The 25,729-nt window shown below is 68.0% G+C and carries 29 protein-coding genes and 1 tRNA gene; 9 read left to right on the top strand and 21 right to left on the bottom strand.

Translation table 11 applies throughout. The annotated features are described in order from the left end of the window. Position 1: 1 nt before the first annotated feature. From ACZ6YV_RS11580 to ACZ6YV_RS11535, 10 genes are all read right to left on the bottom strand, one after another. Positions 2-1,276 (bottom strand): DUF4910 domain-containing protein, encoded by a 1,275-nt coding sequence (locus tag ACZ6YV_RS11580; RefSeq protein WP_465509517.1) that lies wholly within the window; start codon positions 1,274-1,276, stop codon positions 2-4. Then, positions 1,276-2,298, bottom strand: coding sequence for an NAD-dependent epimerase/dehydratase family protein (locus tag ACZ6YV_RS11575; RefSeq protein WP_465509516.1), 1,023 nt, complete (start codon positions 2,296-2,298; stop codon positions 1,276-1,278). Before ACZ6YV_RS11575 ends, ACZ6YV_RS11580 begins: the two co-directional genes overlap by 1 nt. Positions 2,299-2,303: 5 nt before the next feature. Continuing rightward, entirely contained in the window at positions 2,304-2,957 is a 654-nt protein-coding gene (locus ACZ6YV_RS11570; RefSeq protein ID WP_465509746.1) for a PIG-L deacetylase family protein, read from the bottom strand. After that, entirely contained in the window at positions 2,954-3,751 is a 798-nt protein-coding gene (locus tag ACZ6YV_RS11565; RefSeq protein WP_465509515.1) for a sugar phosphate nucleotidyltransferase, read from the bottom strand. The genes ACZ6YV_RS11570 and ACZ6YV_RS11565 overlap by 4 nt, the downstream gene beginning before the upstream one ends. After that, entirely contained in the window at positions 3,748-4,983 is a 1,236-nt protein-coding gene (locus ACZ6YV_RS11560; protein WP_465509514.1) for a class I SAM-dependent methyltransferase, read from the bottom strand. The genes ACZ6YV_RS11565 and ACZ6YV_RS11560 overlap by 4 nt, the downstream gene beginning before the upstream one ends. Positions 4,984-5,304: 321 nt before the next feature. Next, entirely contained in the window at positions 5,305-7,239 is a 1,935-nt protein-coding gene (locus ACZ6YV_RS11555) for a S8 family serine peptidase (protein ID WP_465509513.1), read from the bottom strand. 139 nt (positions 7,240-7,378) lie between these two features. Further along, positions 7,379-7,840, bottom strand: a complete 462-nt coding sequence (locus ACZ6YV_RS11550; protein ID WP_465509512.1) for an acyl-CoA thioesterase — start codon at positions 7,838-7,840, stop codon at positions 7,379-7,381. A 63-nt stretch (positions 7,841-7,903) separates the two neighbouring features. After that, positions 7,904-9,091, bottom strand: coding sequence for a BtrH N-terminal domain-containing protein (locus ACZ6YV_RS11545; RefSeq protein ID WP_465509511.1), 1,188 nt, complete (start codon positions 9,089-9,091; stop codon positions 7,904-7,906). 41 nt (positions 9,092-9,132) lie between these two features. Next, positions 9,133-10,005, bottom strand: coding sequence for an LLM class F420-dependent oxidoreductase (locus ACZ6YV_RS11540; RefSeq protein ID WP_465509510.1), 873 nt, complete (start codon positions 10,003-10,005; stop codon positions 9,133-9,135). A 39-nt stretch (positions 10,006-10,044) separates the two neighbouring features. Continuing rightward, positions 10,045-11,013: a YncE family protein gene (locus ACZ6YV_RS11535; RefSeq protein WP_465509509.1), complete on the bottom strand. Its 969-nt coding sequence runs from the start codon at positions 11,011-11,013 to the stop codon at positions 10,045-10,047. A gap of 135 nt (positions 11,014-11,148) precedes the next feature. Here ACZ6YV_RS11535 and htpX point away from each other — a divergent pair, with 135 nt between their 5' ends. The 3 genes from htpX to ACZ6YV_RS11520 all read left to right on the top strand — a co-directional run bounded on the left by htpX (position 11,149) and on the right by ACZ6YV_RS11520 (position 14,497). Continuing rightward, entirely contained in the window at positions 11,149-12,015 is an 867-nt protein-coding gene (htpX, locus tag ACZ6YV_RS11530) for a zinc metalloprotease HtpX (protein ID WP_465509508.1), read from the top strand. 91 nt (positions 12,016-12,106) lie between these two features. Continuing rightward, the gene (locus ACZ6YV_RS11525) at positions 12,107-13,177 is read left to right on the top strand and encodes an LLM class flavin-dependent oxidoreductase (protein WP_465509507.1); all 1,071 of its coding nucleotides are present in this window, start codon (positions 12,107-12,109) and stop codon (positions 13,175-13,177) included. Positions 13,178-13,180: 3 nt separating this feature from the next. Continuing rightward, positions 13,181-14,497 (top strand): NtaA/DmoA family FMN-dependent monooxygenase, encoded by a 1,317-nt coding sequence (locus ACZ6YV_RS11520; protein WP_465509506.1) that lies wholly within the window; start codon positions 13,181-13,183, stop codon positions 14,495-14,497. Here ACZ6YV_RS11520 and rfbA read toward each other — a convergent pair. Together rfbA and ACZ6YV_RS11510 are read right to left on the bottom strand one after the other, a co-directional pair. Continuing rightward, complete coding sequence (gene rfbA / locus ACZ6YV_RS11515) at positions 14,487-15,368, bottom strand: glucose-1-phosphate thymidylyltransferase RfbA (protein ID WP_465509505.1); 882 nt, start codon at positions 15,366-15,368, stop codon at positions 14,487-14,489. The two genes, ACZ6YV_RS11520 and rfbA, sit on opposite strands and share 11 nt — an antisense overlap. Positions 15,369-15,421: 53 nt before the next feature. Continuing rightward, positions 15,422-16,570 (bottom strand): sialidase family protein, encoded by a 1,149-nt coding sequence (locus ACZ6YV_RS11510; protein WP_465509504.1) that lies wholly within the window; start codon positions 16,568-16,570, stop codon positions 15,422-15,424. Between the two features lie 182 nt (positions 16,571-16,752). Between ACZ6YV_RS11510 and ACZ6YV_RS11505 the strand changes: the two genes are divergently transcribed. Next, entirely contained in the window at positions 16,753-17,439 is a 687-nt protein-coding gene (locus ACZ6YV_RS11505) for a hypothetical protein (RefSeq protein WP_465509503.1), read from the top strand. 53 nt (positions 17,440-17,492) lie between these two features. Here the strand turns inward: ACZ6YV_RS11505 and ACZ6YV_RS11500 are convergent, their stop codons facing one another. Further along, complete coding sequence (locus ACZ6YV_RS11500) at positions 17,493-17,984, bottom strand: YajQ family cyclic di-GMP-binding protein (RefSeq protein ID WP_020633257.1); 492 nt, start codon at positions 17,982-17,984, stop codon at positions 17,493-17,495. A 119-nt stretch (positions 17,985-18,103) separates the two neighbouring features. Here ACZ6YV_RS11500 and ACZ6YV_RS11495 point away from each other — a divergent pair. Beyond that, positions 18,104-18,185, top strand: a tRNA-Tyr gene (locus ACZ6YV_RS11495). 57 nt (positions 18,186-18,242) lie between these two features. Here the strand turns inward: ACZ6YV_RS11495 and ACZ6YV_RS11490 are convergent. Continuing rightward, entirely contained in the window at positions 18,243-18,629 is a 387-nt protein-coding gene (locus ACZ6YV_RS11490) for a hypothetical protein (RefSeq protein WP_465509502.1), read from the bottom strand. Positions 18,630-18,668: 39 nt separating this feature from the next. Then, positions 18,669-19,217, bottom strand: coding sequence for a dihydrofolate reductase family protein (locus tag ACZ6YV_RS11485; protein WP_465509501.1), 549 nt, complete (start codon positions 19,215-19,217; stop codon positions 18,669-18,671). Between ACZ6YV_RS11485 and ACZ6YV_RS11480 the strand changes: the two genes are divergently transcribed. After that, positions 19,216-19,794, top strand: a complete 579-nt coding sequence (locus ACZ6YV_RS11480) for a GNAT family N-acetyltransferase (RefSeq protein WP_465509500.1) — start codon at positions 19,216-19,218, stop codon at positions 19,792-19,794. The two genes, ACZ6YV_RS11485 and ACZ6YV_RS11480, sit on opposite strands and share 2 nt — an antisense overlap. Here ACZ6YV_RS11480 and ACZ6YV_RS11475 read toward each other — a convergent pair. Both ACZ6YV_RS11475 and ACZ6YV_RS11470 read right to left on the bottom strand, forming a co-directional pair. Beyond that, entirely contained in the window at positions 19,784-20,998 is a 1,215-nt protein-coding gene (locus ACZ6YV_RS11475) for a DUF4241 domain-containing protein (protein WP_465509499.1), read from the bottom strand. The genes ACZ6YV_RS11480 and ACZ6YV_RS11475 overlap by 11 nt on opposite strands. Positions 20,999-21,039: 41 nt before the next feature. Further along, positions 21,040-21,678 (bottom strand): TetR/AcrR family transcriptional regulator, encoded by a 639-nt coding sequence (locus ACZ6YV_RS11470; RefSeq protein WP_465509498.1) that lies wholly within the window; start codon positions 21,676-21,678, stop codon positions 21,040-21,042. Between the two features lie 95 nt (positions 21,679-21,773). Here ACZ6YV_RS11470 and ACZ6YV_RS11465 point away from each other — a divergent pair, with 95 nt between their 5' ends. Together ACZ6YV_RS11465 and ACZ6YV_RS11460 are read left to right on the top strand one after the other, a co-directional pair. After that, a complete protein-coding gene (locus tag ACZ6YV_RS11465; protein WP_465509497.1) occupies positions 21,774-21,917 on the top strand; it encodes a hypothetical protein in 144 nt (47 codons plus the stop codon). 47 nt (positions 21,918-21,964) lie between these two features. Beyond that, the gene (locus ACZ6YV_RS11460) at positions 21,965-22,345 is read left to right on the top strand and encodes a VOC family protein (RefSeq protein ID WP_465509496.1); all 381 of its coding nucleotides are present in this window, start codon (positions 21,965-21,967) and stop codon (positions 22,343-22,345) included. A gap of 51 nt (positions 22,346-22,396) precedes the next feature. On the opposite strand, the gene ACZ6YV_RS11455 is transcribed toward ACZ6YV_RS11460, so the two are convergent. Genes ACZ6YV_RS11455 through ACZ6YV_RS11440 form a run of 4 tightly spaced genes read right to left on the bottom strand, consistent with a single transcriptional unit; the run spans position 22,397 to position 24,903 of the window. Then, positions 22,397-22,786, bottom strand: coding sequence for a VOC family protein (locus ACZ6YV_RS11455; RefSeq protein WP_465509495.1), 390 nt, complete (start codon positions 22,784-22,786; stop codon positions 22,397-22,399). Next, positions 22,783-23,073 carry an ArsR/SmtB family transcription factor gene (locus ACZ6YV_RS11450; RefSeq protein WP_465509494.1) on the bottom strand — a complete coding sequence of 97 codons (291 nt, stop codon included), beginning with the start codon at positions 23,071-23,073 and terminating at the stop codon, positions 22,783-22,785. Before ACZ6YV_RS11450 ends, ACZ6YV_RS11455 begins: the two co-directional genes overlap by 4 nt. Before the next feature lie 43 nt (positions 23,074-23,116). Next, the gene (locus tag ACZ6YV_RS11445; RefSeq protein WP_465509493.1) at positions 23,117-23,761 is read right to left on the bottom strand and encodes a response regulator; all 645 of its coding nucleotides are present in this window, start codon (positions 23,759-23,761) and stop codon (positions 23,117-23,119) included. Beyond that, positions 23,752-24,903, bottom strand: coding sequence for a sensor histidine kinase (locus tag ACZ6YV_RS11440; protein WP_465509492.1), 1,152 nt, complete (start codon positions 24,901-24,903; stop codon positions 23,752-23,754). The genes ACZ6YV_RS11445 and ACZ6YV_RS11440 overlap by 10 nt, the downstream gene beginning before the upstream one ends. A gap of 135 nt (positions 24,904-25,038) precedes the next feature. On the opposite strand from ACZ6YV_RS11440, the gene ACZ6YV_RS11435 reads away from it, so the two are divergent. Beyond that, positions 25,039-25,689 carry a DedA family protein gene (locus ACZ6YV_RS11435; protein WP_465509491.1) on the top strand — a complete coding sequence of 217 codons (651 nt, stop codon included), beginning with the start codon at positions 25,039-25,041 and terminating at the stop codon, positions 25,687-25,689. The last annotated feature ends 40 nt before the right edge of the window (positions 25,690-25,729 follow it).

Raw genomic sequence — 25,729 nt, 5'->3', positions numbered from 1 at the left:
TCTAATCCTTGAGCAATCCGGCGTCGTGGAGCGCCTGAGCGGCGGCGACGACGGAATCGAACGGCAGCCCGGACCGCTCGGCGACGTCGAGCAGGCTGTGCTCGCCGTCCGAGAGGTTGAGCACCCAGAGCATGGCCATCTGGGCTTGTTTGGCGTCGCTTCGCCCGCCGAGTGAGCCGTACAGCCCGCGCTTGCCCAGTTGAGGCTCGCCGTAGGGGCTGAGGTTGACGTAGCTGCGGTTGCGGTCGAGGACGGCGTGCGTGTCTTTCAGCGTCTGGAGGGTTTCCTCCATGGCCGCCGTGGAGACGAAATCGAGGTTGTCGGCCGAGGTGTGGTACTCGGGATAGCCCGCGTACGGCGTCCTCGTCAGCGATCCGACGCCCAGGTTGAAGCCGGGGGAGCAGAACTGGCGCTCGTCGTAGCCGTACGGCGAGAAGTCCTCGATCTGGTGTGCGCGATCGGCCAGGACGTACGCGAGCACCCGGTCGATCTCGGCGTCGCCCCGACGGCTTCGCTTGTACGTCAACGATCCCGGGTCACCGGCACACGCCAGCACGAGCCCCGCCTTGATCCGGCCCGCGCGTTCGTTGTTGCGCGCGAGCCAGGTGATGGCGCCGATCGTGCCCGGCATGAACAGGAACCGGTACGTGTAGTGGGGCTTTTCGAGCGTCTGCGCGAAGGCGGCGGCGATCGCGATCCCGGCGACGTTGTCGTTCGCCAGCGACGGATGGCACGTGTGACAGGAGATGATCACCTCGTCGGTGACCTCTCCCGGCACGACGTGCTCGGCGTAGGTGAGGCTCCCGTCGGCCAGCGTGGAGTCGATGCAGACCTCGTACTCGCCGTCCGGCATCGCGTCGAGGGTCTCCTGCGCCAGGCAGAAACCCCACGTCGGCGAGTAGTAGCTGGTCCGGTACGGCACCCAGGACGGCTGGTCCGGCAGGGTGTGGAGGTGCTCGCGCAGCTCGGCGAGCGGCATCTTCCGCGACACCGGGACGCTGTAGCCGACCACGTGCAGATTCGACTCCTGAAAGTCGACCACGCGGCGGCCGGAGGCGTCCTTGATGTACGCGTCGCGGATGTTCCACTCCTGCGGCACCGTCCAGTCCAGTACTTGGGTGCCGGTGGGGACCTCGTGGATCTCCAGCGGGATGTGCTCGCCGACGATCTCCAGCGTGCGGCGGACGCCGTCGCCGGTGATGCTGCGGCACAGCGGATACAGGCGCTCGACCAGCTCACGCAGGTCGGCGCTCGTGTCCAGGTCCCGGTACGACATCAGCGACGCCGGAGGGTGTCGTCGAGTTCGCCGGCGGCGGTGCGGTCCTGCAGCCGCGCGAGCCGGGTGAACAGGCGCTGGAAGCCGTGTTCGGTGAGGCCGTGGATCTTGTAGGCCTCGATCAGTTCGAGCGCGCCGTCCTTGACCGACCAGTCGCAGTCGAAGCCGGGGATCGCCGCGCGGAACCGGGAGAAGTCGACCCGGTAGGAACGCGGGTCCGCGCCCGCCTCGCCGGTGATCCGCAGCGTGGAGCCGGGAACGGCCTCGACGACCTCTTCGGCGATCTCGGCCACGGTCACGTTGTTGCGTTCGGTGCCGATGTTGAACGCCTTGCCGTGCACCGCTTCCTTGGGCGCCACCAGCGCCGCCGCGAAGGCCCGCGCGATGTCCTTGGCGTGCACCAGCGGCCGCCACGGCGTGCCGTCGGAGAGCACCAGCACCTCACCGGAGAGGTGGGCGTGCGCGGTCAGGTTGTTGAGCACGATGTCGCCGCGCAGCCGCGGCGAGAAGCCGAACGCGGTCGCGTTGCGCATGTACACCGGGCTGAAGTCGCCGTCGGCGAGCTCCTGGACGTCGTCCTCCACCCGCACCTTCGACTCGGCGTACGGGGTCACCGGGCGCAGCGGCGCGTCCTCGTCGACCAGGCCGTCGCCGCCCGAAGCGCCGTAGACCGAACACGTCGAGGCGTAGAGGTACCGCTTGACCCCGGCGTCCTTCGCCAGCTTGGCGAGCTTGACCGAGGCGTGGTGGTTGATGTCGTAGGTCAGCTCCGGCGCCAGCGAACCGAGCGGGTCGTTGGACAGCGCGCCGAGGTGGATCACGGCGTCCACCCCGGCCACGTGCTCGGTCGTGACGTCACGGAGGTCGACCTCGAAGCCTTCGGGGTCTTCGGGCTGGGGGCCCAGCACGCAGGTGTCGTAGAGACCGGAGTCGAGGCCGATCACCTCGTGGCCTTCGGCGGCCAGCACCGGGGCCATCACCGTGCCCAGGTAGCCCTTGTGCCCGGTCAGCAGCACACGCATGACTTTCAGCCTTTCGCAGTGAGGTCGAGCGTCAGTTTCTTGAGGTCGAAGGCCTCGGCATAGCGCTGCCCGCATTCGATACCGCGAATGCGGGCGAGGCCGAGGAAGGCTTCACGGTCGTACCAAGGCCGGTGCCGCTGAGAGGCGTAATGCTCCTGCAGCAGTCGGACCTTCTCCTCGGCGCGTTCCGGGGAAAGCGGGACATACGCGGTGGGTTTGCCGAGGTCGCCGTCCCATTTGGCGATCTCGTACTCCAGCTGGAGATGGGTGCGGAACACCGTCGGCACCAGTGTCGCCAGACCGCGGTGGTCCTGATGCGCGTCGGCCGTGCGCGGGGACAGGACGAGATCCGGATCCGTGCGACGGCGCAGTTCCTCCAGCCCGTTCTTGGCCTCTTCCCAGTGCGACGGGAACCGGCCGTCGGGCAGTTTGAGCACGGTGACCTCGACGTCGGCGCCCGGGCAGAAGGCCGTGAGCGCGGCGCGCTCCTCGGCCTCCCGTTCGGTGCCGCCGCCGGAGAGGACGAGCGCGTCGACCCGGACGCCCGGGTTGCCCGCGCACAGCGTCAGCAGTGTGCCGCCCGCCCCGATGGCGATGTCGTCACAATGCGCGCCGAGCGCGACGATCCGCTCGATCCGGCCGGTGCCGAGTCCGATCACGCCGTGGCCACCGGCGCGGGTTCGCGCTCCCACCGCGCCCAGGGGCGGTCGCCGTGCGCGTACGCGTCGTCCAGCTGGACGCGTTCCTTGACGGTGTCGGTCGGCTTCCAGAACCCGCGGTACGGGTACGCGAGCAGCTTGCCCTGCTTGGCGAGTTCGCCGCAGCCGTCGGCGACCAGGTCGCCGCCCTCGGGGATGTGGTCGAAGACCTCCTGGCGCAGCACGAAGTACCCGCCGTTCTCCCACAGCGGCATTTCGCTGACCGGGGTCAGCGCGCCGATCCGGCCGTCCTCGTTCATCTCGACGCAGTGGAACGACGACTGCGGCGGCACGACCATCATCGACGCGCCGGCGTCGGTGTTCTTGAAGCGCTCGATCATTTCCGGCAGCGGGGCGTCGGTGAGGACGTCGGCGTAGTTGGCGAGGAACATCTCGTCGCCGTCCAGATGCGGGCGCACCCGGCGCAGCCGCTCGCCGATGGCCGATTCGAGGCCGGTCTGCACGAAGGAGATCGACCAGTCCGCGATGTCGGTCGACAGCAGTTCCGCCTTGCCTTTTCGCAGGACGAAATCGTTGGAGACGGTCTCCTGGTAGCTGAGGAAGAATTCCTTGATGTGGTGCGCGCCGTAACCGAGGCACAGGATGAACTCGGTGTGGCCGAAATGCGCGTAATAACGCATCACGTGCCAGATCAGGGGTCTGGGGCCGACCATGGCCATCGGCTTGGGCACGTCGGACGCGTCACCGTTGCGCATCCGCATGCCGTAGCCGCCGCAGAAGAGGACTACCTTCACGACTTCACCTCGACGATTTCCAGGTGCGGGATGGGGAAGACCAGTTTCCCGCCCCAGTCGTCCACAAAGGACAATTGGGCGGTCAGTTCCTTCCGGAGGTTCCACGGAAGGACGAGCACGTAATCCGGCCGGTCCGCTTCGATGCGCTCCGGCGGGAGGATCGGGATCCGGGTGCCGGGGGTGAACCGGCCGTGCTTGTACGGGTTGCGGTCGACGGTGTACCGCAGCACGTCCGGGCGGATGCCACAGTGGTTCAGCAGCGTGTTGCCCTTGCCCGGGGCGCCGTAGCCGACGACGGTCTTGCCTTCGAGCGCCGCGTCGGTGAGGAACTTGTTCAGGTCGAGCCGGACCTTGGTGACCCGCTCGGAGAACTCGGTGTAGCCGGACATTTCGTGCAGTCCGGCCGCCTTTTCGGCGTCGAGGATCTCCAGCATCCGCTCGCTCGGCTCGCCGGCGACGGCGTCCGGGCGCGCCCACAGCCGGATGGAACCGCCGTGGGTGGGCAGGAGTTCGACGTCCACAACGGACAATCCGCCGCGCGAAAGGGCCCGGCGCGCGGATTCCACCGTGTAGTACTGGAAGTGCTCGTGATAGATCGTGTCGTACTGGTTCTCCTGGATCAGCGTCAGCAGGTGCTGGACCTCGATGCTGACCCAGCCGTCGTCGGCGACGAGGGCGCGGAGCCCGTGCGTGAAGCCGATGATGTCCGGAATGTGCGCGTAAACGTTGTTCGCCACGACGAGGTCGGCGGGACCGTGTTCCTCGCGGACGTCGCGTCCGCTTTCAGGGCTGAGGAAGGCGGTCTTCGTCGGCACCCCGGCGTCACGCGCGGCTTGGCCCACGTTCACCGAAGGTTCCACGCCGAGACAACGGATCTGCTGCGCCACAACATGTTTGAGCAGATAGCCGTCGTTGCTGGCGACCTCGACGACGAAAGAGGACTCATCGAGCCCGAGTCGCCCGACGGCGCCGTCGACGAACGTTTTGGCGTGTTCGACCCAGGAGGCGGAATACGACGAGAAGTACGCGTATTCGGTGAAAGTCTCTTCCGGGGTGATCAACGGCGGAATCTGGGCGAGCCAGCATTCAGTGCAGACCTGCAGGTGCAGGGGGTAGGTCGGCTCCGGTTCCGCGAGCTGTTCCGCGGTGAGGAATCGTTCGCACGGCGGCGTCGCCCCGAGGTCGACGACGCTGGCGAGATGGGCCGATCCGCAGAGTCGGCAGGTGGTCATCGAGAGGCTCCTTGGCTCGCGTCACGTATCCCAGACGTCGGCACCTCGGGTCGCCTCGTTACATGCCTTTCGGGGCTCTCACGCTTCCGTCTCACAACCGAAACCTGGCGTCTCGGCCATCGGCGCAGACATCTCCGCCATCCGGGCGCGGGCAACTCCGGAACCCCGTGACCGAGGGTGAGCCAGGCCCGGCCGGATCGCGTTTAGCCCGCTAAACGCGATCCGTTTGCGCGTGAAGGCCCCCTTCCCTCTGCTCAGCCGAGGGAAGGGGGCCTTCACGCGCATTTACGGAAAGGGGCACCAGTGGCGCCGCTCACAGCGTCAAGAAACCACCAGGGCGTAGTCCGCGTCGGTCGCCGACGTCTCCGGGTGCCCGTCGGCGTTCACCTGCGTCGCCACGACCTCCACCGTCCAGGTACCGGCGGCGGGCTTCTCGAGGATGACGTTCTCCACCGTGTCGACGGTGTTCGGCGAACCGCCCGCGGTCGAGAAGTTGCCCGCCTTCAGCCCGTTGTTGCCGTAGTAGACGGTCCCGTCCGGCGCGGTGACCTTCAGCGTCAGGTCGTTGACCCGGGTGACCGACGCGCTCGGCGAGCCGGCCGGGTCGGTGTAGGCCAGCGTCGCCTTGAACTGCTTCGACCCGTTCACCGCGACCGTGTACTTCTTGGCCTGCCCGGTGCCCAGCAGGTCCGTCTCGTTGACCAGCACCGGCAGCTTCCACCCGTTCGCCTTGGCCTGTTCGTGCAGGTACCGCACGTTCGCGGTGCCCCAGCCCTGGTGCGTGCGGGTCATGTCGTGCGAGGTGCCGCTGAACGCGAACTGGTCGGCCCCGTTGATCAGCAGCGCCTTCGCGGTCGCGGCGTGCGGGCGGCTGGTGAAGACGTCGCGGCCCTTGCCGGGGGTGCCGTCGAACACGCCGTCGGCCCACATCTGGAACAGCAGACCGGCGTTTCCGCAGGTGATCGGGGTCGCGCCGCTCGTGCCGCCGAACGACGTCGTGTACGAGGTGTCACTGCCCGAAGACGTGGTGTCGATCTTGTCGTAGTAGTTCGACAGCTCCGGTTTGATCCGGCCGTCGGCGGCCGGGCCGATGCTGGCCCCGCCGCTCCACTTGTCGTCGGTGCGGCTGAGCGTGTTGTAGTGGTACTGCCCGCCGACCGAGAGCACGTTCTTCGACCAGGCCTGCGGCCGCGACTGCTGGCTCCCCGCGTTGCTCTGCGACTGGCAGATCAGCAGGTCGTGGTCGAAGACGATCTTGTCGAGCTCGGCCGAGACCGAGTTGTACGCCGTCGTCAGCCCGCCGCCCCAGCTGTTGCTCTGGAACACCGCGCGGTACTTGCCGGCCGGGTCGACCAGTTCCTTGGTGTGGGCGTAGCGGTCCGGCTTGTTGTAGGTGGCGAAGATGCCCTGGCCCTCGGGCAGCAGGCCGCGCTGCGGCGCGCTCACCCCGGAGGCGAAGATCTGGCCGTACGTCGAGGTGCCGTGGCTGGTGTCGGTCGAGTTCGAGCCGTGCGGCACGGTCGGCCGCGCCTTGAACTCCTGGTGGGTGGCGCGCAGGCCGCCGTCCATCACCTCGCCGCGCACGCCCTGACCGCGGTAGCCGCCGGCGCTCTCGATGTAGTTCGCGCCGCCGCTCTCCCTGGCGTTGGCCATGTCGGTCTCGGGTGCGGTGATCGCGCCGACCGCGAGCACCTCGGCGCCCTGCGCCACGGTCGCGACCTGGCCGGAGCCGAGGGTGGCGACGAGGTGCTGCCCGCTCTGCGAAATCGCCTCGACGCTCCCGCCGAGCCGCAGGATCCGCTCGGCCACCGCCCGCTGGTCCCGCGCGTCCGATTCGACCAGCGTCACCAGATAACTACCCGTCCCGGCCACCGAGATTTCCGTCTTGTCGGCAGGCCGGTATTCACCGAGCCAGCGGACGAAACTCAATTTCGCGATCGATTCACGGTTCTCTTGCTTGAGGCGGACCACGTAGGCGAAATCGGGAATGTAGGTCCCGATTCGCACGCCGAGTGCGCGCAATTGCCCGCGCTGCGCGTCGGTCAGCGTGCTCCGGACCTGGAGCAGATAGGAGCCCGTCCAGTTCTGGCTCGCGGCTGTCCGCTGGCTGAGCGGATCGAAGGTCCTGCTGGCCAGGCGGATGAACCGGGGGTCTTCACCGCCGCTGGCGGGTGCGGCGGTGGCGGCCACCCCGCCGGTCAGGAGCAGGGCGCCGACCAAGGGCGCGAGAAAGCGGACAGACTTCGGCCGTGGCATGAAATACCTCCGGGGAGCTCAGCAGGGGAAGAGAGCTTCTTTCGAAGGTACCGGCCCAAAAGCACGATGATCAGCCGCTGAATGGCCCAGCCGTTTTCCGGTGCTGCGGGAAATGGAGCATAAACGGTTAAAAAATCGTTCAGGCGATCTCGTCGATCACGTCGCTGAACCGCGTCAGCCGCTCGCGTTCCTCGTCGTCGAGGCGTCGCGTGCCGCCTTCGGGCAAGGTGCACGCGACCCAGATGGTGCGGCAGCGCGCGTAGACGGCCTTCTCGTCGCGCAGCCTGCTGTTGACCACGATGTCGCAGGTCCCGATCCGCCCGACCACGGTCTCCACCTCGACGGGGTGGTCGCGGAACGTCAGCCGCCGCACGTAGCTGACGTTGTGCTTCGCGATCAGAAAAGCCGGTCCTTTCGTCTGGAAGACCCGCTCACGCCGGGGGTCGAGCATCGCGACCTGGGCTTCCTGGAAGTAGTCCAGCAGCCGCACGTTCCCGACGTGACCGAGGTGATCCAGGTCGGTGACACGCAGGCGATGACGGTAGAGGTGGATCTCGGAAGCGGGACTCGCACCGATCGTCCCCAGCGGATGTGCGTGCACGAAGTGGATCTTCAACGATCGCGCGGTGTTCCGGCCGCGCGGCGCAACGGGTACCGGCCCGGTTCACTCCATCAGGGTTTTGGAGAGCTCGCGGATCGCGGCGGTCTCGGCGGTGTGGATGTCCCGGATCATCGTGCTCATCGCGGCGAAGAGTTCGCGGGCCTCGACGTCGGTGAACGGCGTCTCGTCGTTGTAGTGCGCGCGCAGCTTCCACATCTCCGTGGCTGCCTCCGCGGCCGCGTCCTGCCCCGCGTCGCCTTCGCGGACACCCGCCGACACCGCACTGACCAGCCCTCGGACCCAGGCGAACTCCGCCGCCGGTGCCGGGACGGCGGCCTCGGCCAGTTCTGCCCAGCGTTCCCCGATCCCGCGCCAGGTCGACGCCTGTTCGGCCAGCGCCGGGAGTTCGAGCAGACCGGCGGCCTCGGTGAGCGCGTCGGCGAACAGCCCGCGCAGATGCCCGCCCTCCATCCCGGCCGGGGTGACGCTTTCCCAGACGTTGAACAGTGCTCCGACGAGCCCCCGCCGCTCGCCGAACGCGCGCGGCCAGCCCTTCGGGTCACGTTCGTCGGTCATCGCCTTCGCCCAGCGTTCCCACGCGGGCAGCGAGAACGACTTCGACGGCGCCGAGAGGTTCCGCGCGCAGTCCGTCAGCCCGCCGCGCACGGCCGCCTGCCAGTCAGGGACCTCGCCGGGAGTGATCGTCGCGAGCAGATTCTTGTACGAGCCGACGCGACCGCGCGCGGCGTCGAACGTCTTCCTGTCGACCGTCAGCGGGGCGAGGTTTCGGTCGTCGACGAGCACCCTGCCGTCCTCTTCGCCGTACGCGACGACGAAATGGCCGCCACCGCCGGACATCTCCGGCGGAAGCTGCCAGTAGCCGAGCGACTCGCGGTCGGGAAGGACGATCACCGGCCGCCCCGCCGCGAGGTCGGCGGTGAGCCGTTTCGCGGCGGCGCGTTTGCCACCGGTGGTGTGGATGTCGATGCCGAGCCCGAGACGGTCCACAGTGGACTTCAGCCACTCCTGGGGATACTGCCAGCGCGCGCGGAAACCGAACACGACCGTCGACATCGTCTCGTGCGCGAAGTCCCACAGGATGTAGCCGGCCCCGATCCCGCCGGACACGGCGAAGAGCAGCGCCTCGCCGGGAGCCTTCCCGTCCGGCCCCTCGACACCATGGTGCGCCAGAACGGCGGCCACGGCCGACACGTCCGGTTGCAGTCCGCCACGCAATGCGTACTCGCTCACCCCGCCATCATGCCCGCGGCGGGCGGGGTGGGCGAGTGCCGTCAGAGCTTTTCCGCGACCGGGATGACGTCCGCGCCGATCTTTTCGACGAGGTCGAGGTCGGGAAGCCCGGGAATGGACCCGATCGCGACGTCGACGCCGAGTTCGGCCAGCTTGCCGAGCGCGTCGTTCAGTTCGCCGGTCTTCTCGCCCTTCGGCCCGATGTCGAGGGTGTGATAGACGGTCTTGGTGATCTCGGCGTAGTCGCGGCCCTCGTTTTCGCAGTGCTGCTTGAGCACGTCGAGTTTGCGTTCGAGGTCCGGGCCGTTGAAGAGATTGCACATGTCGCCGTATTTCGCGACGAACCGCAGCGTCTTCTTCTCCCCGCCGCCCCCGATCATGATCGGCGGATGCGGCTTCGACAGCGCCTGCGGCACGTTCAGCAGCCTGTCGGCCTGATAATGCTTGCCCTGGAAGGGACCGTCGTCGTCACTCCACATCTGCCGGACGTACCGAAGCGTCTCTTCCAGTCGCTCGAACCGCTCCGCGGTGGACGGGAACGGGAAGCCGAGCCCGCGCGATTCCTCTTCGTTCCAGCCCGCGCCGATCCCGAGAATGGCGCGGCCGCCGGAAAGGACGTCGAGCGTCGTGATCGCCTTCGCCAGCAGGCCGGGCTCGCGATAGTGCACACCGGTGACGACGGTGAGCAGCTTCGCGCGTTCGGTGTGCGCGGCGAGGAAACCGAGCGCGGTGTAGGCCTCGATCATGTCGTTCTCGGGCGGTCCGACCACCGAGATCTGGAAGAAGTGGTCCATCAGGGCGATGGAGTCGAAGCCCGCTTCGTCGGCCTTCCTGGCGACGGCGGCCAGATCGGCGCCCAGCGTGCTCGCACCGTTCGGCCACGTGAGGTCCGGGATCTGCAAACCGAGTTTCATGCTTCCGACGGTATACCCGGAGTTACTCCACGTGAGAACTCAGAAATCCCTGATCAAGGAAACCCTGCCGCGCAAGGGATCCGTCACGTACACCGTCCGGGTGCGCTGGTCGATCGCGACCGCGCCGGGGTTCACGCCGAGTGACAGGTCGCCGGTGAGCAAGCTCGTCACGCCGTCGATCCGGGCGACGCCGTTGGGGCCTCCGTTGGTGTAGACGGTGTTCGATCCTTCGTGGACCGCGACCGCCGAAGACTCCGAGCGCAGCAGCACGGTCGCCTTCTCCTTGCGTGCGCCACCGTCCACAACAGACAGATGATGGATCGCCGAATTCGCGACGAACACCGTCCCGGAACCGCGGTGCACGGCGACCCCGGTCGGTGACTGTCCGACCGGGATCCCGCCGGTGAACTTCCCCGCGCCGATGTCGTAGACCTCCAGCGAGTCCGTGTCCGGGCTGGTGCAGTAGGCGAGCTTGCGCCCGCTGTCGATTGCCGTCGACGCCAACGCCCGCGTGGGGCCGGGGACCAGGTTCAGCAGTCGGCAGCCGACGCTGTCGAGGACGGCGAGCGTCCCGGTGAGGTCGCTGACCGCGTAGACGCGGTTCGCCTGCTCGTCGACGTCGACATCGGACGCGCCCGGCCCGGCGGGCACCACGCTGACGACCTCGTTGGTCAGCCCGTCGAGGACGAGGACCGTCCCGCCGGGCGGGTTGGCGACGTAGACCCGGTTGGTGACGGTGTCCACGGCCAGGCCGGCGGGCTCGCCGCCGACCGGGATCACCTCGCTGACAGTGCCGCTGCGCGAGTCGAGGACGACGACCGTGCCGGTGGCCGGGTCCGAGACGTAGGCGAAGCCGGTGACGGAATTCACCGCGACCGCCTCCGGGGCGCCCCCGACCTCGATGACGAGCACTTTCTCGGCTCTGGCCGCCGGGGCGAACGCGACCGCGGAAGCACCGGCCGCGGCCAGCGTGAACAGGGCTCGGCGGCTCAGTTCGGGTCCTCGCACGGGCGCCTCCCCATGATCGTTCCGGGGTTCGACGATAACCCGCGATCCGGGCCCGCGAAGGAACTTCGCGTCCCCCGATCGCGTTGTTTCCGATGAGTAACCCCCAAACCCGGAGAGAGAAAGGAGCAGGACGCCGTGCGCAAACACCAGAACGGGCTCAAGACCGTCGTCCTGCTCGGCGTGCTGTCCGCGATCATCGTCGGGGTCAGCGGCTTCTTCGGGCGGGGCGCGCTGGTCATCGGCCTGATCGTGGCGCTCGGCGTCAACGCGTACGCCTACTTCAACTCCGACAAACTGGCCCTGCGGGCCATGCTCGCCCGGCCGGTTTCGGAGGCCGAGCAGCCCGCGATGTACCGGATCGTGCGCGAACTCGCGACCACCGCGCGGCAGCCGATGCCGAGGCTCTACATCAGCCCCACACAGGCCCCGAACGCCTTCGCCACCGGCCGCAGCCCCCGGCACGCGGCGGTGTGCTGCACCACCGGCATCCTCGGCCTGCTCGACGAGCGCGAGCTGCGGGCCGTGCTCGGGCACGAACTGTCGCATGTCTACAACCGCGACATCCTCATTTCGTGTGTCGCGGGCGCGCTGGCGAGCGTGATCAGCGTGATCGCCAACATCGCGATGTTCGCGAGCGTCTTCGGCGGCAACGACCGCGAAGACGGCGACAGCCCGCTGGTCGCGCTGCTCCTGGTGCTGATCGGGCCGATCGCGGCCGCCGTCGTGAAGCTCGGCGTGAGCCGGTCGCGGGAGTACCAGGCCGACGCGTCGGGCGCGGAACTCACCGGCGACCCGCTCGGCTTGGCGTCGGCGCTGCGGAAACTCGACAGGGGGACGCGCGCGGCGCCGCTCGTGCCGGAGCCGAAGCTGGTGTCGCAGTCGCACCTCATGATCGCGAACCCGTTCCGCCCGAGCGGTGGCCTCACCAAACTCTTCTCGACCCACCCGCCCATGGACGAACGCATCCGGCGCCTGGAAGAAATGGCCCGCCGCCCCTTCTGACCCCCGCCCCGACCTGCGTTTAGCGGGCTAAACGCGATGTCTCACCTCGTGGGAGCGGGAATCGGGGGCTGGGCCAGGGGGTTCCCCGGGCATGGGTTCCGCACAGCAGTTGCACCTCGGGGTCGCGCTCGACGGGGCCGGGCAGCATCCGGCCGCCTGGCGGGTGTCCGACGTCCGCCCGGCCGCCTTGTTCACCGCCGCCCACTACCTAGCCCACGCGAAGCTCGCCGAAGCGGCTTCGCTCGACTTCGTCACCCTCGACGACACCCTCGCGCTCCAGCCCGGCGGCGAGGAGGTCGTCCGAGGCCGGCTCGACGCCCTGCTGACCTTCGCCGCGTTAGCCCCCGCGACCAGCGGGATCGGCCTCGTCCCGACGGTCACCACCACCCACACCGAGCCGTTCCACCTCTCGACCGCCGTCGCTTCGCTCGACTTCGCGAGCCGCGGCCGCGCAGGCGTCCTCGCGGTGCCTTCGCGCACCGAAGCCGAGGTCGCGCACTTCGGCAGGCGCACGCTGTCGTCCGAGGTGGACGCCGAAGCTGAGAACGCCGAGGTCGTCGACGTCCTCGCGCGCCTCTGGGACAGCTGGGAGGACGGCGCGATCATCCGCGACGAGCCGTCGGGCCGCTTCATCGACCGCGAAAAGCTGCATTACGTCGACTTCGAAGGCCGCTTCTTCAGCATCAAGGGACCTTCGATCACGCCGCGCCCGCCGCAGGGCCACCCCGTCGTCGCGGTATACGGCGACTCGCCGTACGCGCACGGCGCCGACGTCGTCCTGATCGACGAGATCCGAGGCGCTCGCGAGCGCTTCCCGGACGCCAAACTCCTGGCCGGCCTGTCGATCGTGCTCGCCGAGACCGAGCAGGAGGCCATCGACCGCCGTCGCGCGCTGGAGGCCTACGCGCCCTTCCCGCCGGGCCTGAGCTTCACCGGCACTCCCGCCGACCTCGCCACCGAACTACCCCGCCTCGCCGCGTCGGGTGGCCTCGACGGCTTCCACCTCCGGCCCGCCGTCCTGCCCGACGACCTGGCGCTCTTCACCGCCGAGACCGTCCCCGCGCTCCAGGCCGCGGGCGCGTTCCGGCAGACCTACACCGGCACCACCCTGCGCGACCATCTCGGCCTCGGGATCGCCGCCAACCAGTACGCGGAGGCGTGACAGATGCCCAAGCAGGTCAAACTCGCCGCACATTTCCCCGGCGTCAACAACACGACCGTGTGGAGCGACCCACGATCGGGTAGTCAAATCGACTTTTCGTCCTTCGAACACCTCGCGCGCACGGCCGAGCGGGGCAAGTTCGACTTCCTGTTCCTCGCCGAGGGCCTCCGCCTGCGCGAGCACGCGGGCAAGATCCTCGATTCCGACGTCGTCGGGCGGCCGAACACCACCACCGTCCTGGCCGCGCTGTCCGCGGTCACCACCCGGCTCGGCCTCGCGGGCACGCTGTCGTCGACCTTCAACGAGCCGTACGAGGTCGCGCGGCAGGTCGCGAGCATCGACCACCTCTCCGGCGGTCGCGCCGCGTGGAACGTCGTCACCTCACCGGACGGGTGGACGGGGCAGAACTTCCGCCGGGGCGGTTTCCTGAAACGCGAGGACCGCTACCGCCGCGCCGAAGAGTTCCTCGCCACCGTGCGGGAACTCTGGGACAGCTGGGCGCCCGACGCTGTGGTGGGAGACAAGGAGAACGGCGTCTTCGCCAGCGGCATCGACAGCTTCGTCCACAGTGGACCGCAATTCGACATCCGCGGCCAATTCACCGTCCCGAGGACACCGCAAGGACAGCCGATCGTCATCCAGGCCGGGGATTCCGACGAGGGCAGGGAATTCGCCGCCAAGACCGCCGACGTCATCTTCAGCCGCCACGGTTCGCTCGAAAGCGGCAAGGAGTTCTACGCCGACGTCAAACGGCGACTGCCCGCCCACGGCCGTGAGCTCGGCGAGCTGCTGATCATGCCCGCCGCGACGTTCGTCCTCGGCGACACCGAGGAGGACGCGCACGAGTACGCACGGGAGATCCGCTACCAGCAGGTCCGCCCGGCCACCGCGATCCAGTTCCTCGAACAGGTCTGGAGCCGCGACCTCTCCGCCTACGACGCCGACGGCCCGCTGCCCGAGATCGACCCGGACCCCGACGCCGAACCGCTGACCTGGGGCCGCGTCCGGCACGAGAAGGATCCCCTCGCGGTGGCCGCGAAATGGCGGGCGATCGCGGAGGACAAGAAGCTTTCGATCCGCGAACTGGTCATCGAGGTGACCGCGCGCCAGCAGTTCGTCGGCACCGCCCGCCAGGTCGCGGAATCGATCGACGAGTACGTCCAGAGCGACGCCGCCGACGGATTCGTGCTGGTCCCGCACCTGACCCCGGGCGGCCTGGACGCTTTCGTCGACGACGTCGTCCCGCATCTCCAGGACCGGGGCGTCTTCCGGACCGACTACACCGGGGACACCCTGCGGGAGCACCTGTTCAGCCGGTAGCACCCTGCGTGCGCGCGACGTTCATCAGATATTCGCCGTAGCCGGACTTCGCCAGCTTCGCGCCGAGCGCGAAGCACTGGTCCGCGTCGATGAAGCCCATCCGCAGCGCGACCTCCTCGAGACAGGCGATCCGGACGCCCGTCCGGTGCTCGAGGACCTGCACGAACTGGCCCGCCTCCAGCAGCGAGTCGTGCGTGCCGGTGTCGAGCCAGGCGAACCCGCGGCCGAGGTCGACCAGGGTCGCGCGGTCCTGCCGCAGGTAGGTGAGGTTGACGTCGGTGATCTCCAGCTCGCCGCGCGGCGAGGGCTTGAGGTCACGGGCGATTTCGACGACCTGGTTGTCGTAGAAGTACAGGCCGGTGATGGCCTTGTTCGACTTCGGCTTCTCGGGCTTTTCCTCGATGGAGATGAGCTTGCCGTCGGCGTCGATCTCGCCGACGCCGTAGCGCTGCGGATCCTTCACCGGGTAGCCGAACAGCACGCAGCCGTCGAGCGCGGTCGCGGCGGCCTGCAACCGGCTGGAAAACCCCTGGCCGTAGAAGATGTTGTCGCCGAGCACGAGCGCGACGTCGTCATCGCCGACGAAGTCCGCGCCGATGATGAACGCCTCGGCCAGCCCGCTGGGGGCCGCCTGTTCGGCGTAGCTGAAGCTGAGCCCGAACTGGCTGCCGTCGCCGAGCAGCCGCCGGAAGTGCGGCAGGTCGACAGGGGTCGAGATGATCAGGATCTCGCGGATCCCGGCGAACATCAGCACCGAGATCGGGTAGTAGATCATCGGTTTGTCGTAGACCGGCAACAGCTGTTTCGAGATCGCCTGGGTGATGGGATGCAACCGCGTCCCACTGCCCCCCGCCAGCACGATGCCCTTCATCCGCAGCCCCCGCTCCGTAGCCGTTCTCTCGACGACTCACACTACCGGGTGGATCAGAACGCCGGACCCTTCGCGAAGTACGCCTTGCAGCCCAGGTTGTACTCGGTGGAGATCTGCAGCACGTTCTTGCCGCCGTCCACCGGCAGCAGTGTCGAGCTGTAGTTGGGGCAGAAGTTGTTGTGGATCCCGGTGATGTGCACCGGCGCCGGCAGTTCGTACCAGTTCCCCGCGCCGAAGTTGTCGTTGGCGAGCAGGACCTGGCCGTTCCTGTCCTGCGGGACCCCGGCGGCGTCGGTGTAGATCTGCCCGACCATCACCAGCCGGACCCCGTTCGGGCCGCCGGGGAACAGCGCGATCGTCTGGGCGTGCTGGAAGTAGTTGCCGCTGGCGGTGTTGACCCGGGTGCCCGGGTCGAGCGGATCGCCCCAGTTGGCGCCGTCGGAGGAGATCTTGAAGTACGGGTCGCAGTAGCGGTTGCCGTAGTTGCAGATCTCGTAGGCCAGGTAGTACCGGCCGTCGGGGAGGCGGCGGATGATCGGCATCCCCGGCCGCACCCGATGCGGCGGGATGGCCATCGTGCGCTGCTTGGTGCCCCAGTTCACTCCGTCGGTGGAGGCGACCCGGTTCATCACCTGTGCGAACTGCGGCGCCTCGGTCTCGTCGGCGTAGTGCAGCCACAGCGTGCCGCCCGCGTCGACGACGAACTCCGGCTCCCAGATGCCGTCGTGGTTGTGCGAGCGCGCGGCTTCGGACAGGAACGACCAGGTGCGGCCGGCGTCGCGGCTGTACCAGATCTTGATGCCGATCCGCCGCTGCGGACCGGCGTCCTGACGGTAACTCGCGGCCCACAACAGGGTGCCCGCTCGCAGCCTGCCGACACGCTGCGGCAGTTCGTACAGCGTCCCGCAGCACATGCCGTAGCGGCCGTCACGGTCGCGGACCTCGCCGATCTTGTGAAAGGTCTGGCCCTCGTCGGTGCTCTCCATGATCGGCGTGAACTTGCCGCCCGCGTCTTCGCTGGTCAGCGACGCGAGGATGCGGCCTTTGCCGATCGCGGAATGCTCCAGGCGGATGAGCCGGGCATACGAGCCGTAGCCGGGCACGAGCTGTTGTTGCTCCGCGGCCTGCGCGGAGGTGAACAGCGACGCGATCACGGTGAGTGACAGCGTGAGAGCGAGTGCGGAGCGGAAACGGCGCTTCATCGGGACCTTCCTCGAACGCGATCGCCGGATTACAACACGGACATTTGTCCATTTCGGACTCCAGCGAAGGCGTTGCGGCAGAAACCCACGCACGGGTGGCCTGAATCGCTCGGCCGGGTGGTCCGGTAACGCTGGGCTATCGGTCGGCGAAGATCCCATGACTGAACAACTAGGGGGAGTCCGTGATCAGGCGCTTGTGCGCGGCGTCGGCCGCCGTGCTGCTGACCGTCGGCCTGATGGCCTGCTCGCCCGCGAACACGGGCAGGGTCGTCCCGCGGGCCGCCGCCCCGGAAGGGCTGCGCTCGCAGTCGGAGACCCCCGAGCCGCCGCCGACGTCCACCACCACCCCGCGCCCCGGCCCGCAGCCGGCGGAGAAGCACTCGGGCAAGGGGAACGCGTCGGTCCCCATGACCTGGCCGACGCGCCTCGGCTTCGTGACCTTCGACTGCCCGAAATGCTCCGGGCACGTCGCGGTCAACACCGAGAACGAGCTGATCGTCAACGACATCGGCCCGTACAAGGGCACGCAGTGGATCAACGACATGCCCGGCTACCAGGCGAAGACGTTCACCATCAAGGCCAACGCCGCCTGGACGCTGACCATCACCGACGAGAGCGGCCTGCCCGTGCTCGAACCGGGCAAACCCCTCTCAGGCAAGAGCGAAGCGGTCTTCGCGGTGCCTGACGCCGTCTCGTCCGTCGCCGTCACCACCAAGAACAGCGGCCGCACCGCGGTGTGGGTGCACAGCAGCGACTACTCGGATCTCCCCGTGAACCAGCTCGGCGACTACAAGGGCACCGTGCCCGTGTCCGGCCCGGCTTACCTCTCGGTGGAAGGCGACGGGACCTGGACGGTCACGGGGTCGTAGGTATGACGAAGGCCACCTTCGCGACTTTCCGAAGGTGGCCTTCCCCGCCGCTGTCAGCGGTAGTTCGTGAACTGCAGCGCGATCTCGAAGTCCTTGCCCTTGAGCAAGGCGATCACGTCCTGCAGCTGGTCCTTCTTCTTGCCGGACACCCGCAGCTGGTCGCCCTGGATCTGCGCCTGGACACCCTTGGGGCCCTCGTCGCGGATGAACTTGGCGATCTGCTTCGCCTTGTCCGACGCGATCCCCTGCAGGATCTTGCCGCCCACCTTGTAGATCTTGCCGGACAACGCCGGCTCGTCCGCCTCGAACGCCTTCAAGGAGATGTTGCGCTTGATCAGCTTCTCCTTGAACACCTCGACCGCCGCCAGCGCGCGCTCTTCGGTCTCGGACTCGATCGCGATCGCCTCTTCACCGGACCAGTCGATCTTGGTCCCGGTACCCCGGAAGTCGAACCGTGTACCGAGTTCCTTGCTGGCCTGGTTCAGGGCGTTGTCCACCTCCTGGCGATCGACCTTGCTCACCACGTCGAAAGAGGGATCCGCCACGTGTTCTCACACCTCGTACTCGCTTGTCAGGAGCTTCCACCCTAGCCCTGCGGAACCCGGTTGACCGGCCCGCCATGGCATTGGGTATTCTTTCGTCTCGACCGGGCTTGCCCGGCCACGGCGAGTTGCCCGAGCGGCCAAAGGGATCTGACTGTAAATCAGACGGCTACGCCTTCGGGGGTTCGAATCCCTCACTCGCCACACAGAGCGGCCCCGTGACCTGGTCACGGGGCCGCTCTTGTTCGTGCGACCCCGCGCTCACCGGCCTCGATCCCGCCGCTGCGGCCAGGCCGGATGGCTGTTCGGCTCGGCCAGGTCCTCCAGGTAGGTGTGCTCACTGAAGTCGTCGTCCGTCGTCGGCGCTTTTCGCGCGCGCCGGGGTGCGGCCACCGGTGCGGGGGCCGCTTCGGGGGCTGATTCGAGGCTCTCGGCGATCTCGGCGAGCTGTGGCCACAGCTTCTCCTGGGCCTTGGGCGCGAACAGGGCCTGCGCGAGCGGATGTTCGCACTTCCCACCGGCGACGTCGTCCCAGCTGAACTTGCCGTCCCGGACGCAGCCCGCCGCCCGGGTCAGCCGCGGCGAGGCGCCGGGCCGTTCCGCCGCGAGGCGGAACACCTCGGCGGTGAACTTCGACGCGTCGACCATGATCGCCACCTCCGTCGTTCTCCCGCCGCTACGCCGACCCTACCGAGCCCGGTAGCGCAGCAGCACGATCCCCGAAGCGAACGGCCGTTCCTCCACCAGCCGAAGCTTAGGAACGCCGGTGGCGCCTTCGAACAGGCGGCGGCCTTCCCCGGCCACGACGGGGTAGACGAACAGCCGGTACTCGTCGACGAGCCCCTCGGCGATGAGCGCCCGCACTAGCGAGATGCTGCCGGTGGTCACGATGTCCTTTCCCTCGGCGGCCTTCAGCCTCTCGATCTCCGAACGCAGCCCGCCGGAGAGAACTGTCGTGTTTTCCCACTCCGGCTCGGTCAGCGTGCTGGAGACCACGTACTTGCTCACTGAGTTCAGATAAGCCGAGATCCCTGTCGTGTCCTCGGTCTGTTTCGGCCAGTAGTCGCGCATGTCTTCGAAGGTGACGCGTCCGACCAGGAACGCGTCGGCGTTCTCACGTTGTTCGCGGAGCGCGGCCAGGAGCCCCTGATCACCGCCGCCCGGGCTGAACCAGTCGCCCGTCAGCTCGATCACGCCGTCGATCGTGCTGTTCTCCGTGACGATCAGTTCACGCATGAGCCAGACCGTACCGCCGCCCACCGACAAGAATGTGCCGATGACCGAGCCGCTGCCCTGGCCCGCGACGCCGCCGGCCCACGGATCCGTTGTCCTGCGCGAATTCGCCGACACCGACGTCCAGCTCGCCCTCGAACTCGGCGAAGACCCCTATGTGCCGCTCATCGGCAGCCTGCCCGCGCACCCGACCGGCAGGGAAGCCGAAGACTGGGTACGGCGGCAGCAGACCCGTCACGTCGAGGGGCGGGGCTTCCCTTTCGTGATCACCGCCGACGAGACCGCGGTCGGCACGATCGGCCTCTGGCTGAGGAAACTGTCCGAAGGCGTCGGGATCGTGGGCTATTCGGTCTCGCCGCGGCACCGGCGACACGGCTTCGCGACCGACGCGCTCAAGGCGATCACCGGCTTCGCCCGGACCGTCCCCGGCGTCGAGCGGATCGAGCTGTACATCGAGCCGTGGAACCGTGGTTCCCTTCGCGCGGCGGAGAAAGCTGGCTACCGGCGTGAAGGACTGCTACCCGCCCATCAGGAGATCGGCGGGACCGCACGGGACATGCTTCTCTACGTCAAGCCGTGAGAACCCGCGCGCGGTTGAGCACCAGCATGTCGGTCACGAAGCAGGCCGGGGTGCCGTCGGCGGCTCGGCCGATCCAGGTCGGATAGCTCCCGTCTCCCCAGCCGGTGGCGAACGCGATGATGTTGCCGCTCGCGCCGTCCGGGGTGATGTCGACGTGGGGATCCACCTCGGCGAACCGCTCCATGAGGTCGTCGTCCACCTCCTCGGGGAGCGCAGTGGCGTCGGCGAAGCAGCCCGTGCCGCTGTCGACGCCGTAGCCGTAGAACTCCCCGTCTCCCAGGAAGAGCGCGTTCTGACCCGGCCAGAGCGCGACCTCCCAGGTGTTCACCGGAACGTCGGCGACGACGAGTTTCGCGGCGGCGACCCGCTCGTGGGCGGGCTCGTCGACGAAGCGGATCATGGCGAGCTCGACCCGGTGCTCCCCGGGCGGGACCGTGACCGTGAAGTGGTCGGACTCCGCGTCCAGGAAGGCCGGATCCGAGGCGACGAGCCTGCCGCTGGGCATGCGGAGCTTCCCGGCGTCCCGAAGCTCGACTTCGACGAGGTCGCGGTCTTCACGCAGCGAAAAGCGCGTGCCCGCGGTGAACATCTCCTTCATGCTGTTGGGCCGCAACGGAACGGACGGCCGCCAAGGACGCTTTTCGACGGGAAGCGGCGGATCAATTTCGGGAGTGCCCGGGCTCTGGAAGGCCAGCGGCCCCGAGTTCGCGAGAGACTCCCAGTCGCCGAAGACGGGCTTCGGCGTGGTCAGCTCGGACACCGGCTTGTGCGCGCGGCCGCTGCTGGAGCCGCCCCCGTAGCCATCGGGCGCCTGATGCAGCCAGCCCTCACCTTCGGGGCCGAAGGACATCTCCACGCGCCCGGCGTTCTGTTTGTCGAATTCTTCCTGGTCGGGGGATTTGTAGGTCCATTGCTCGATCCGCACGAGGAACAAGGTGCCGTCTTCGAGCAAGCGGTACTCGAACGAAGCGCGCCGTCTGGCCTGCTCGTCGACGTGCCAGCAGCGCGCGAAATGGTGCTGCCACGCGATTTCGAGCAACACCGACGGTGCCTCGGCGCCGGGACGCACCAGGGCGACGGCGTACTGCTCTCCGGCTGCATCGCGTTCCCGGGCGGTGTCGGACGTGAGCTTGCCGACCAGGGCGCGGGCGGTCGGATCCCAGCCCTCACAACAGATGACTTCGAACGAAGTCCCCTCAGACATGAGGCGGACCCTAGCGGTCACCCCCGACAGAACACTAGGAGTTACACGCGGATCGCGTAGTCGCCGAAGGCCGGTTCCAGTAGCTCGAAAGCCCGCTGTGTCGCCTTCGTCAGCGCTTCGGCGATCTCGTCGTTGCTCTCGCCGGCATGCGAGCGCCGCAGGACCTCGCGGAAGAGAACGCGGTCGATCGCGTTGAGTTCGGCGGCCGCCATGATCGGGGTGACGTCGTCCGCGGCGGCTCCGGTCTCGGTCGCGAGCAGGACGGCGAGCGCCCCCTCCCGCAGTTCGTGCAGTTCACGCAGTCGCGCTGTCAGGGTCGGGCTCTCCAGCACCATTTTCGCGAAGGCCGTCCCGGTGAAGCCGATCACGGGCGAATGCTCCGCCACCGCGTCCAAGAAGGTGCGCCGTAGCGCGGCCAGCGCCGACTCACCCGCCTTCCTGTCCCGGACGGCGTTCGCCAGCCCGTTCGTGAACTCTTCGTGCTGGTCCAGTGCCAGGTCCTCTTTGCGTGCGAAGTAGTTGGTGACGGTCTTCTTCGCGACCCTCGCCGCCGCGGCGATCTCGGCGATCGTCGTCTCCTCGAAGCCCTTCTCGATGAAGAGGAGCGTCGCCTTGTCGGAGATCAGCTGCCGTGTCTCCTGCTTCTTGAGCTCTCGTAAGCCCACATCCGCGCTGGTCATGGGCGAAGTTTACCACCGTCGTAAAAATATCCTTGACTTACGGTAGGTCCGATGTAAACTTACGTCCGTACTACCGACCAGAGAGAAGAGGGTCCTTGACTGCTCGAATCCCCCAAGGCAACGAAGGCATCAACCGCGCCCAGGTCCGCCGGAGCGACCGCCGCCATCAGCAGCCGTTCCCCGGCCGCTCGATGCCGGTGCGCCGCTCGACCGGCGTCCCGCGCCGCCGGTCGTACTGACCGATCAGTTCCATCGAAAACTCACCGCCGACCGAAGGGGATAGCCCATGAACGTCCTTGCCTCCACCGTCTCGCTGACCGTCGACGACGTCGCCGCCTCCAGCCGTTTCTTCACCGAGCACTTCGGCTTCACCGAGCAGATGGCCGCGGAGGGATTCGTCTCCCTCGGCCATGAAACCGCGAAGGTGGCCATCGTCCTGCTCCAGGCGGGGATCGAGGTCTTGCCGGAGAACCTGCGGCAGCAGCGCGCGTCCGGGGTGATCGTGGCCTTCACGGTCGAGAACCTCGAAGCCGAGGAGAAGCGCCTGCGCGACGAAGGTGTCGAGATCACGATGCCGCTGCGGGAGGAGCCGTGGGGAGAACGTCTCCTCATGGTCACCGACCCGAACGGCGTGCCCGTGGAACTCGTGGAATGGGTACAGCAGTAAGGAAAAGTCAAAGCGGGGCCCGGTCCACAGTGGACCGGGCCCCGCTTTCGGCTACTTCATCGTGGCGAGCTGGATCAGGTTGCCGCAGGTGTCGTCGAAGACTGCGGTGACTACCGGCCCCATGTCGACGGCGTCCTGGGTGAACTCGACGCCCAGCCCCTTGAGTCGCTCGACCTCGGCGTACACGTCGTCGACGGCGAACTGGGTGAACGGGATGCCGTCATCGGCCAGTGCCTTCTTGAACGGCTTCGCCGCGGGGTGGCCGTCCGGTTCCAGCAGCAGCTCGACGCCGTCGAGGTCGGCGGGGGAGACCACGGTGAGCCAGCGGGCGTCGCCGGTGGGCACGTCGTGCTTCTTGGTGAACCCCAGCTTCTCGGTGTAGAAGGCCAGTGCCTTGGCCTGGTCGTCGACGAAGACGCTGGTGATGTTGATGCGGATCACGGGTTCGGTTCCTCTCGGTCGATGGGCCACCGCTCGACGATCGACCGCAGCGGACTCGTGTCGATGTGGTGGAACTTGTAGCGGCCCTGCCGCCGGGTGTGCACGAGGCCGGCCTGTTCGAGCATCGCGAGATGCTGCGAGATGGCCTGCCGTGAAGAGGTCAGGCCGTGTTTCATGGTCAGCCTGCCGCAGATCTCGAACAGCGTCTGACCGTCTTTTTCGGTCAGCTCGTCCAGGATGGTGCGTCGCGTCGCGTCGCCGATCGCCTTGAACAGGTCGCCGTCCACGACTCAGTTATAGGCAAGCCGTCACTTGCCTGTCAACTCGGGGTCAGGAGCCGAGGTAGCGCAGGATCGCCAGGACACGGCGGCTGTAGCCGGCGGTGTTGGCCAGTCCGAGCTTGTCGAAGATGGCGTTCACGTGCTTCTCGACGGCGCTCTGCGACACGTACAGCGACTCGGCGATCCCGGCGTTTGTGTGGCCCTGCGCCATTTTCTCCAGCACTTCGCGTTCGCGAGCGGTCAGCTTCGCGAGCGGATCGGTGTGCGTCGTCCGCGCGAGCAGCCGCCGGACCACCTCCGGATCGAACGCCGCCCCGCCCGCGGCGACCCGGTCGAGCGCGTCCAGGAATTCGCCCACCTGGGCGACCCGGTCCTTCAGGAGATAGCCGACGCGTTCGCCGTCGCCGGTGATCAGCTCGGCGGCGTAGCGCTTCTCGACGTACTGCGAGAGCACCAGGACCCCGATCCCCGGCCAGCGTTTCCGGATCTCGAGCGCCGCGCGAAGGCCCTCGTCGGTGTGGGTGGGCGGCATGCGGACGTCGGTGACGACCACATCCGGCTGATAGGCGGCCGTCGTCGAGAGGAGCGCTTCGCCGTCGCCGACCGACGCCACGACGTCGTGCCCCTCTTCGACCAGCAGCCGGACCAGCCCTTCGCGCAGCAGGGTCGAGTCCTCGGCGAGGATCACTCGCACGGCAGTACCGCCGTCACCACTGTCGGGCCGCCGGGCGGGCTGTCCACGGTGAACTCCCCGTCCGCCGCCGCGACGCGCCGCGCGAGGCCGGAGAGACCGCCGCCGGACTCCCTCGCGCCGCCCGTGCCGTCGTCGGTGATCCGCACCCGCACCCTGTCCCCGTCCCGTTCGGCCTCGATGTCGATCCGCGTCGCCGCGGCGTGCTTGATCGTATTGGTGACCGCCTCGGACGCGACGAAGTAGACGACCGTCTCGATGGCCGCCGGTGGCCGTTCCGGCAGGTCGACACGAAGGTGGACCGGCACGCCGGAGCGTTCCGCGAGCGCCTCCAGCGCGGGGTGCAGTCCGTCCGAGTCCAGCGCGATCGGATACACCCGCCACGAGACCTCGCGCAGGTCTTCGAGGGCGCGCTGGGACTCTTCGTGTGCCTGCCGGAGCAGATCCGACGCGTGGTCCGGATCGCCCGCGCGCCGCGCCCGGCCGAGCAGCATCCCGAGCGCGACGAGCCGCTGCTGGACGCCGTCGTGCAGATCCCGTTCGATCCGGCGGCGCTCGTCGTTGACCGCTTCGACCACCTCCGCCCGGCTGGTCGCGAGCTCGGAGACCCGGCGGCGCAGCTGTTCCTTCTTGCTGGGCCCGAAAAAGCGCGTCGCCAGCTTGCGGTCCAGCGTCGCGGCACCGAGAAGGCCTTGCAGGGAAAGGAAAACAAGCAGCGAGCCGAAGAGTGCCGTGGTGACGGGGTCGTACCAGTCGGCCGGCGCTCCGCCTCCGGGAGACTGGCCGTTGAAAAGCTGATAGGCGATGACCACACCGGAGCCTGCGCCCAACAGGACCATGACGAAGACCCCGGCACTGAGCAGTCCGATGACGCACCGCGGGACGAGGTAGGCCATCGCGCGGCGGCCGGTGTAGTCCGTGGCGTTCTCGTCGCCGAGGTACTTTTCCAGCCGTCTTCTTTCCACTTCGGACAGTACGCGGGCACCGGCGAAGACGGGACGCCGCAGCGCGGGGATCGCGAGCGCGGCGCCGCCGAAGAGGACATAGAAGAACTCCGCGAACGCGGTCACGGAGCCGATCGCCAGGCCCAGCGTGCCGCGGAGCATCTTGCGCAGATAGTTGCGCACAGCGGCCGGAACAGGCATAACGCCAGATTAGCGGGGCCCCCGAAGATCGGTACTGCGGTTTTCCTCAGTGATCTGTGCCGCTTCACCGCAGGGTGTGGAACCCGGGCAATTCGTACGTTCGTTGATACCTGCAGACGACCACGAAAGGCCGCCATGAACCTCCTCCTCGCCCAAGCCGCCAGCGAACCGATGGGCGGCCTCGCCGGCTGGGCGGTGTCGCTGATGGACGCACTGGGCGGCCCGGGGGCCGCGATCATCGTCGGGCTGGACAACCTGTTCCCGCCGATCCCCAGCGAGCTGGTCCTTCCGCTCGCCGGGTTCTCCGCCAGCCAGGGCACGTTCACCCTGGCGGAGGCACTGCTGTGGACGACCTTCGGATCGGTCGCCGGCGCGATCATCGTCTACTACCTCGGCCTGCTGCTGGGCCGCGACCGCACGCGCCGCTGGATGGCGAAGATCCCGCTGGTCAAGGCCTCCGACTTCGACAAGACCGAAGCCTGGTTCCAGAAGCACGGCACCAAGGCGGTGTTCTTCGGCCGGATGGTGCCGATCTTCCGCAGCCTCATCTCCCTGCCCGCCGGGATCGAGCGGATGCCGTTCTGGCGGTTCCTGGCCCTGACCACGCTGGGCAGCCTGATCTGGAACACCGTGTTCGTCATGGCCGGCTACGCCCTCGGGGAGAGCTGGCACCTGGTGGACGAGTACGCTGGGTTCTTCCAGTACTTCGTGATCGCCGCCGTCGCGATCGCGCTGACGCTCTTCGTGGTCAGCCGCGTTCGCGAGAAGAACCGCACCAATGTGTGACGGTGGTGGGGCGCCTGGCCAGACGCCCCACACCGCTGTC

The sequence above is a fragment of the Amycolatopsis sp. NPDC102522 genome (genome assembly GCF_055584485.1).
Note: the sequence above shows the minus strand (reverse complement) of the source record. Positions and strands in the feature narration are given on the sequence as shown.

Bases quoted from the DNA above. Each gene is read 5' to 3' on its own strand.
- ACZ6YV_RS11580 (WP_465509517.1), bottom strand. From the start codon at position 1,276: ATGTCGTACCGGGACCTGGACACGAGCGCCGACCTGCGTGAGCTGGTC.
- ACZ6YV_RS11575 (WP_465509516.1), bottom strand. From the start codon at position 2,298: ATGCGTGTGCTGCTGACCGGGCACAAGGGCTACCTGGGCACGGTGATG.
- ACZ6YV_RS11560 (WP_465509514.1), bottom strand. From the start codon at position 4,983: ATGACCACCTGCCGACTCTGCGGATCGGCCCATCTCGCCAGCGTCGTC.
- ACZ6YV_RS11555 (WP_465509513.1), bottom strand. From the start codon at position 7,239: ATGCCACGGCCGAAGTCTGTCCGCTTTCTCGCGCCCTTGGTCGGCGCC.
- ACZ6YV_RS11540 (WP_465509510.1), bottom strand. From the start codon at position 10,005: ATGAAACTCGGTTTGCAGATCCCGGACCTCACGTGGCCGAACGGTGCG.
- ACZ6YV_RS11525 (WP_465509507.1), top strand. From the start codon at position 12,107: ATGGGTTCCGCACAGCAGTTGCACCTCGGGGTCGCGCTCGACGGGGCC.
- ACZ6YV_RS11520 (WP_465509506.1), top strand. From the start codon at position 13,181: ATGCCCAAGCAGGTCAAACTCGCCGCACATTTCCCCGGCGTCAACAAC.
- rfbA (WP_465509505.1), bottom strand. From the start codon at position 15,368: ATGAAGGGCATCGTGCTGGCGGGGGGCAGTGGGACGCGGTTGCATCCC.
- ACZ6YV_RS11510 (WP_465509504.1), bottom strand. From the start codon at position 16,570: ATGAAGCGCCGTTTCCGCTCCGCACTCGCTCTCACGCTGTCACTCACC.
- ACZ6YV_RS11490 (WP_465509502.1), bottom strand. From the start codon at position 18,629: ATGGTCGACGCGTCGAAGTTCACCGCCGAGGTGTTCCGCCTCGCGGCG.
- ACZ6YV_RS11480 (WP_465509500.1), top strand. From the start codon at position 19,216: ATGAGCCAGACCGTACCGCCGCCCACCGACAAGAATGTGCCGATGACC.
- ACZ6YV_RS11485 (WP_465509501.1), bottom strand. From the start codon at position 19,217: ATGCGTGAACTGATCGTCACGGAGAACAGCACGATCGACGGCGTGATC.
- ACZ6YV_RS11475 (WP_465509499.1), bottom strand. From the start codon at position 20,998: ATGTCTGAGGGGACTTCGTTCGAAGTCATCTGTTGTGAGGGCTGGGAT.
- ACZ6YV_RS11470 (WP_465509498.1), bottom strand. From the start codon at position 21,678: ATGACCAGCGCGGATGTGGGCTTACGAGAGCTCAAGAAGCAGGAGACA.
- ACZ6YV_RS11460 (WP_465509496.1), top strand. From the start codon at position 21,965: ATGAACGTCCTTGCCTCCACCGTCTCGCTGACCGTCGACGACGTCGCC.
- ACZ6YV_RS11440 (WP_465509492.1), bottom strand. From the start codon at position 24,903: ATGCCTGTTCCGGCCGCTGTGCGCAACTATCTGCGCAAGATGCTCCGC.
- ACZ6YV_RS11435 (WP_465509491.1), top strand. From the start codon at position 25,039: ATGAACCTCCTCCTCGCCCAAGCCGCCAGCGAACCGATGGGCGGCCTC.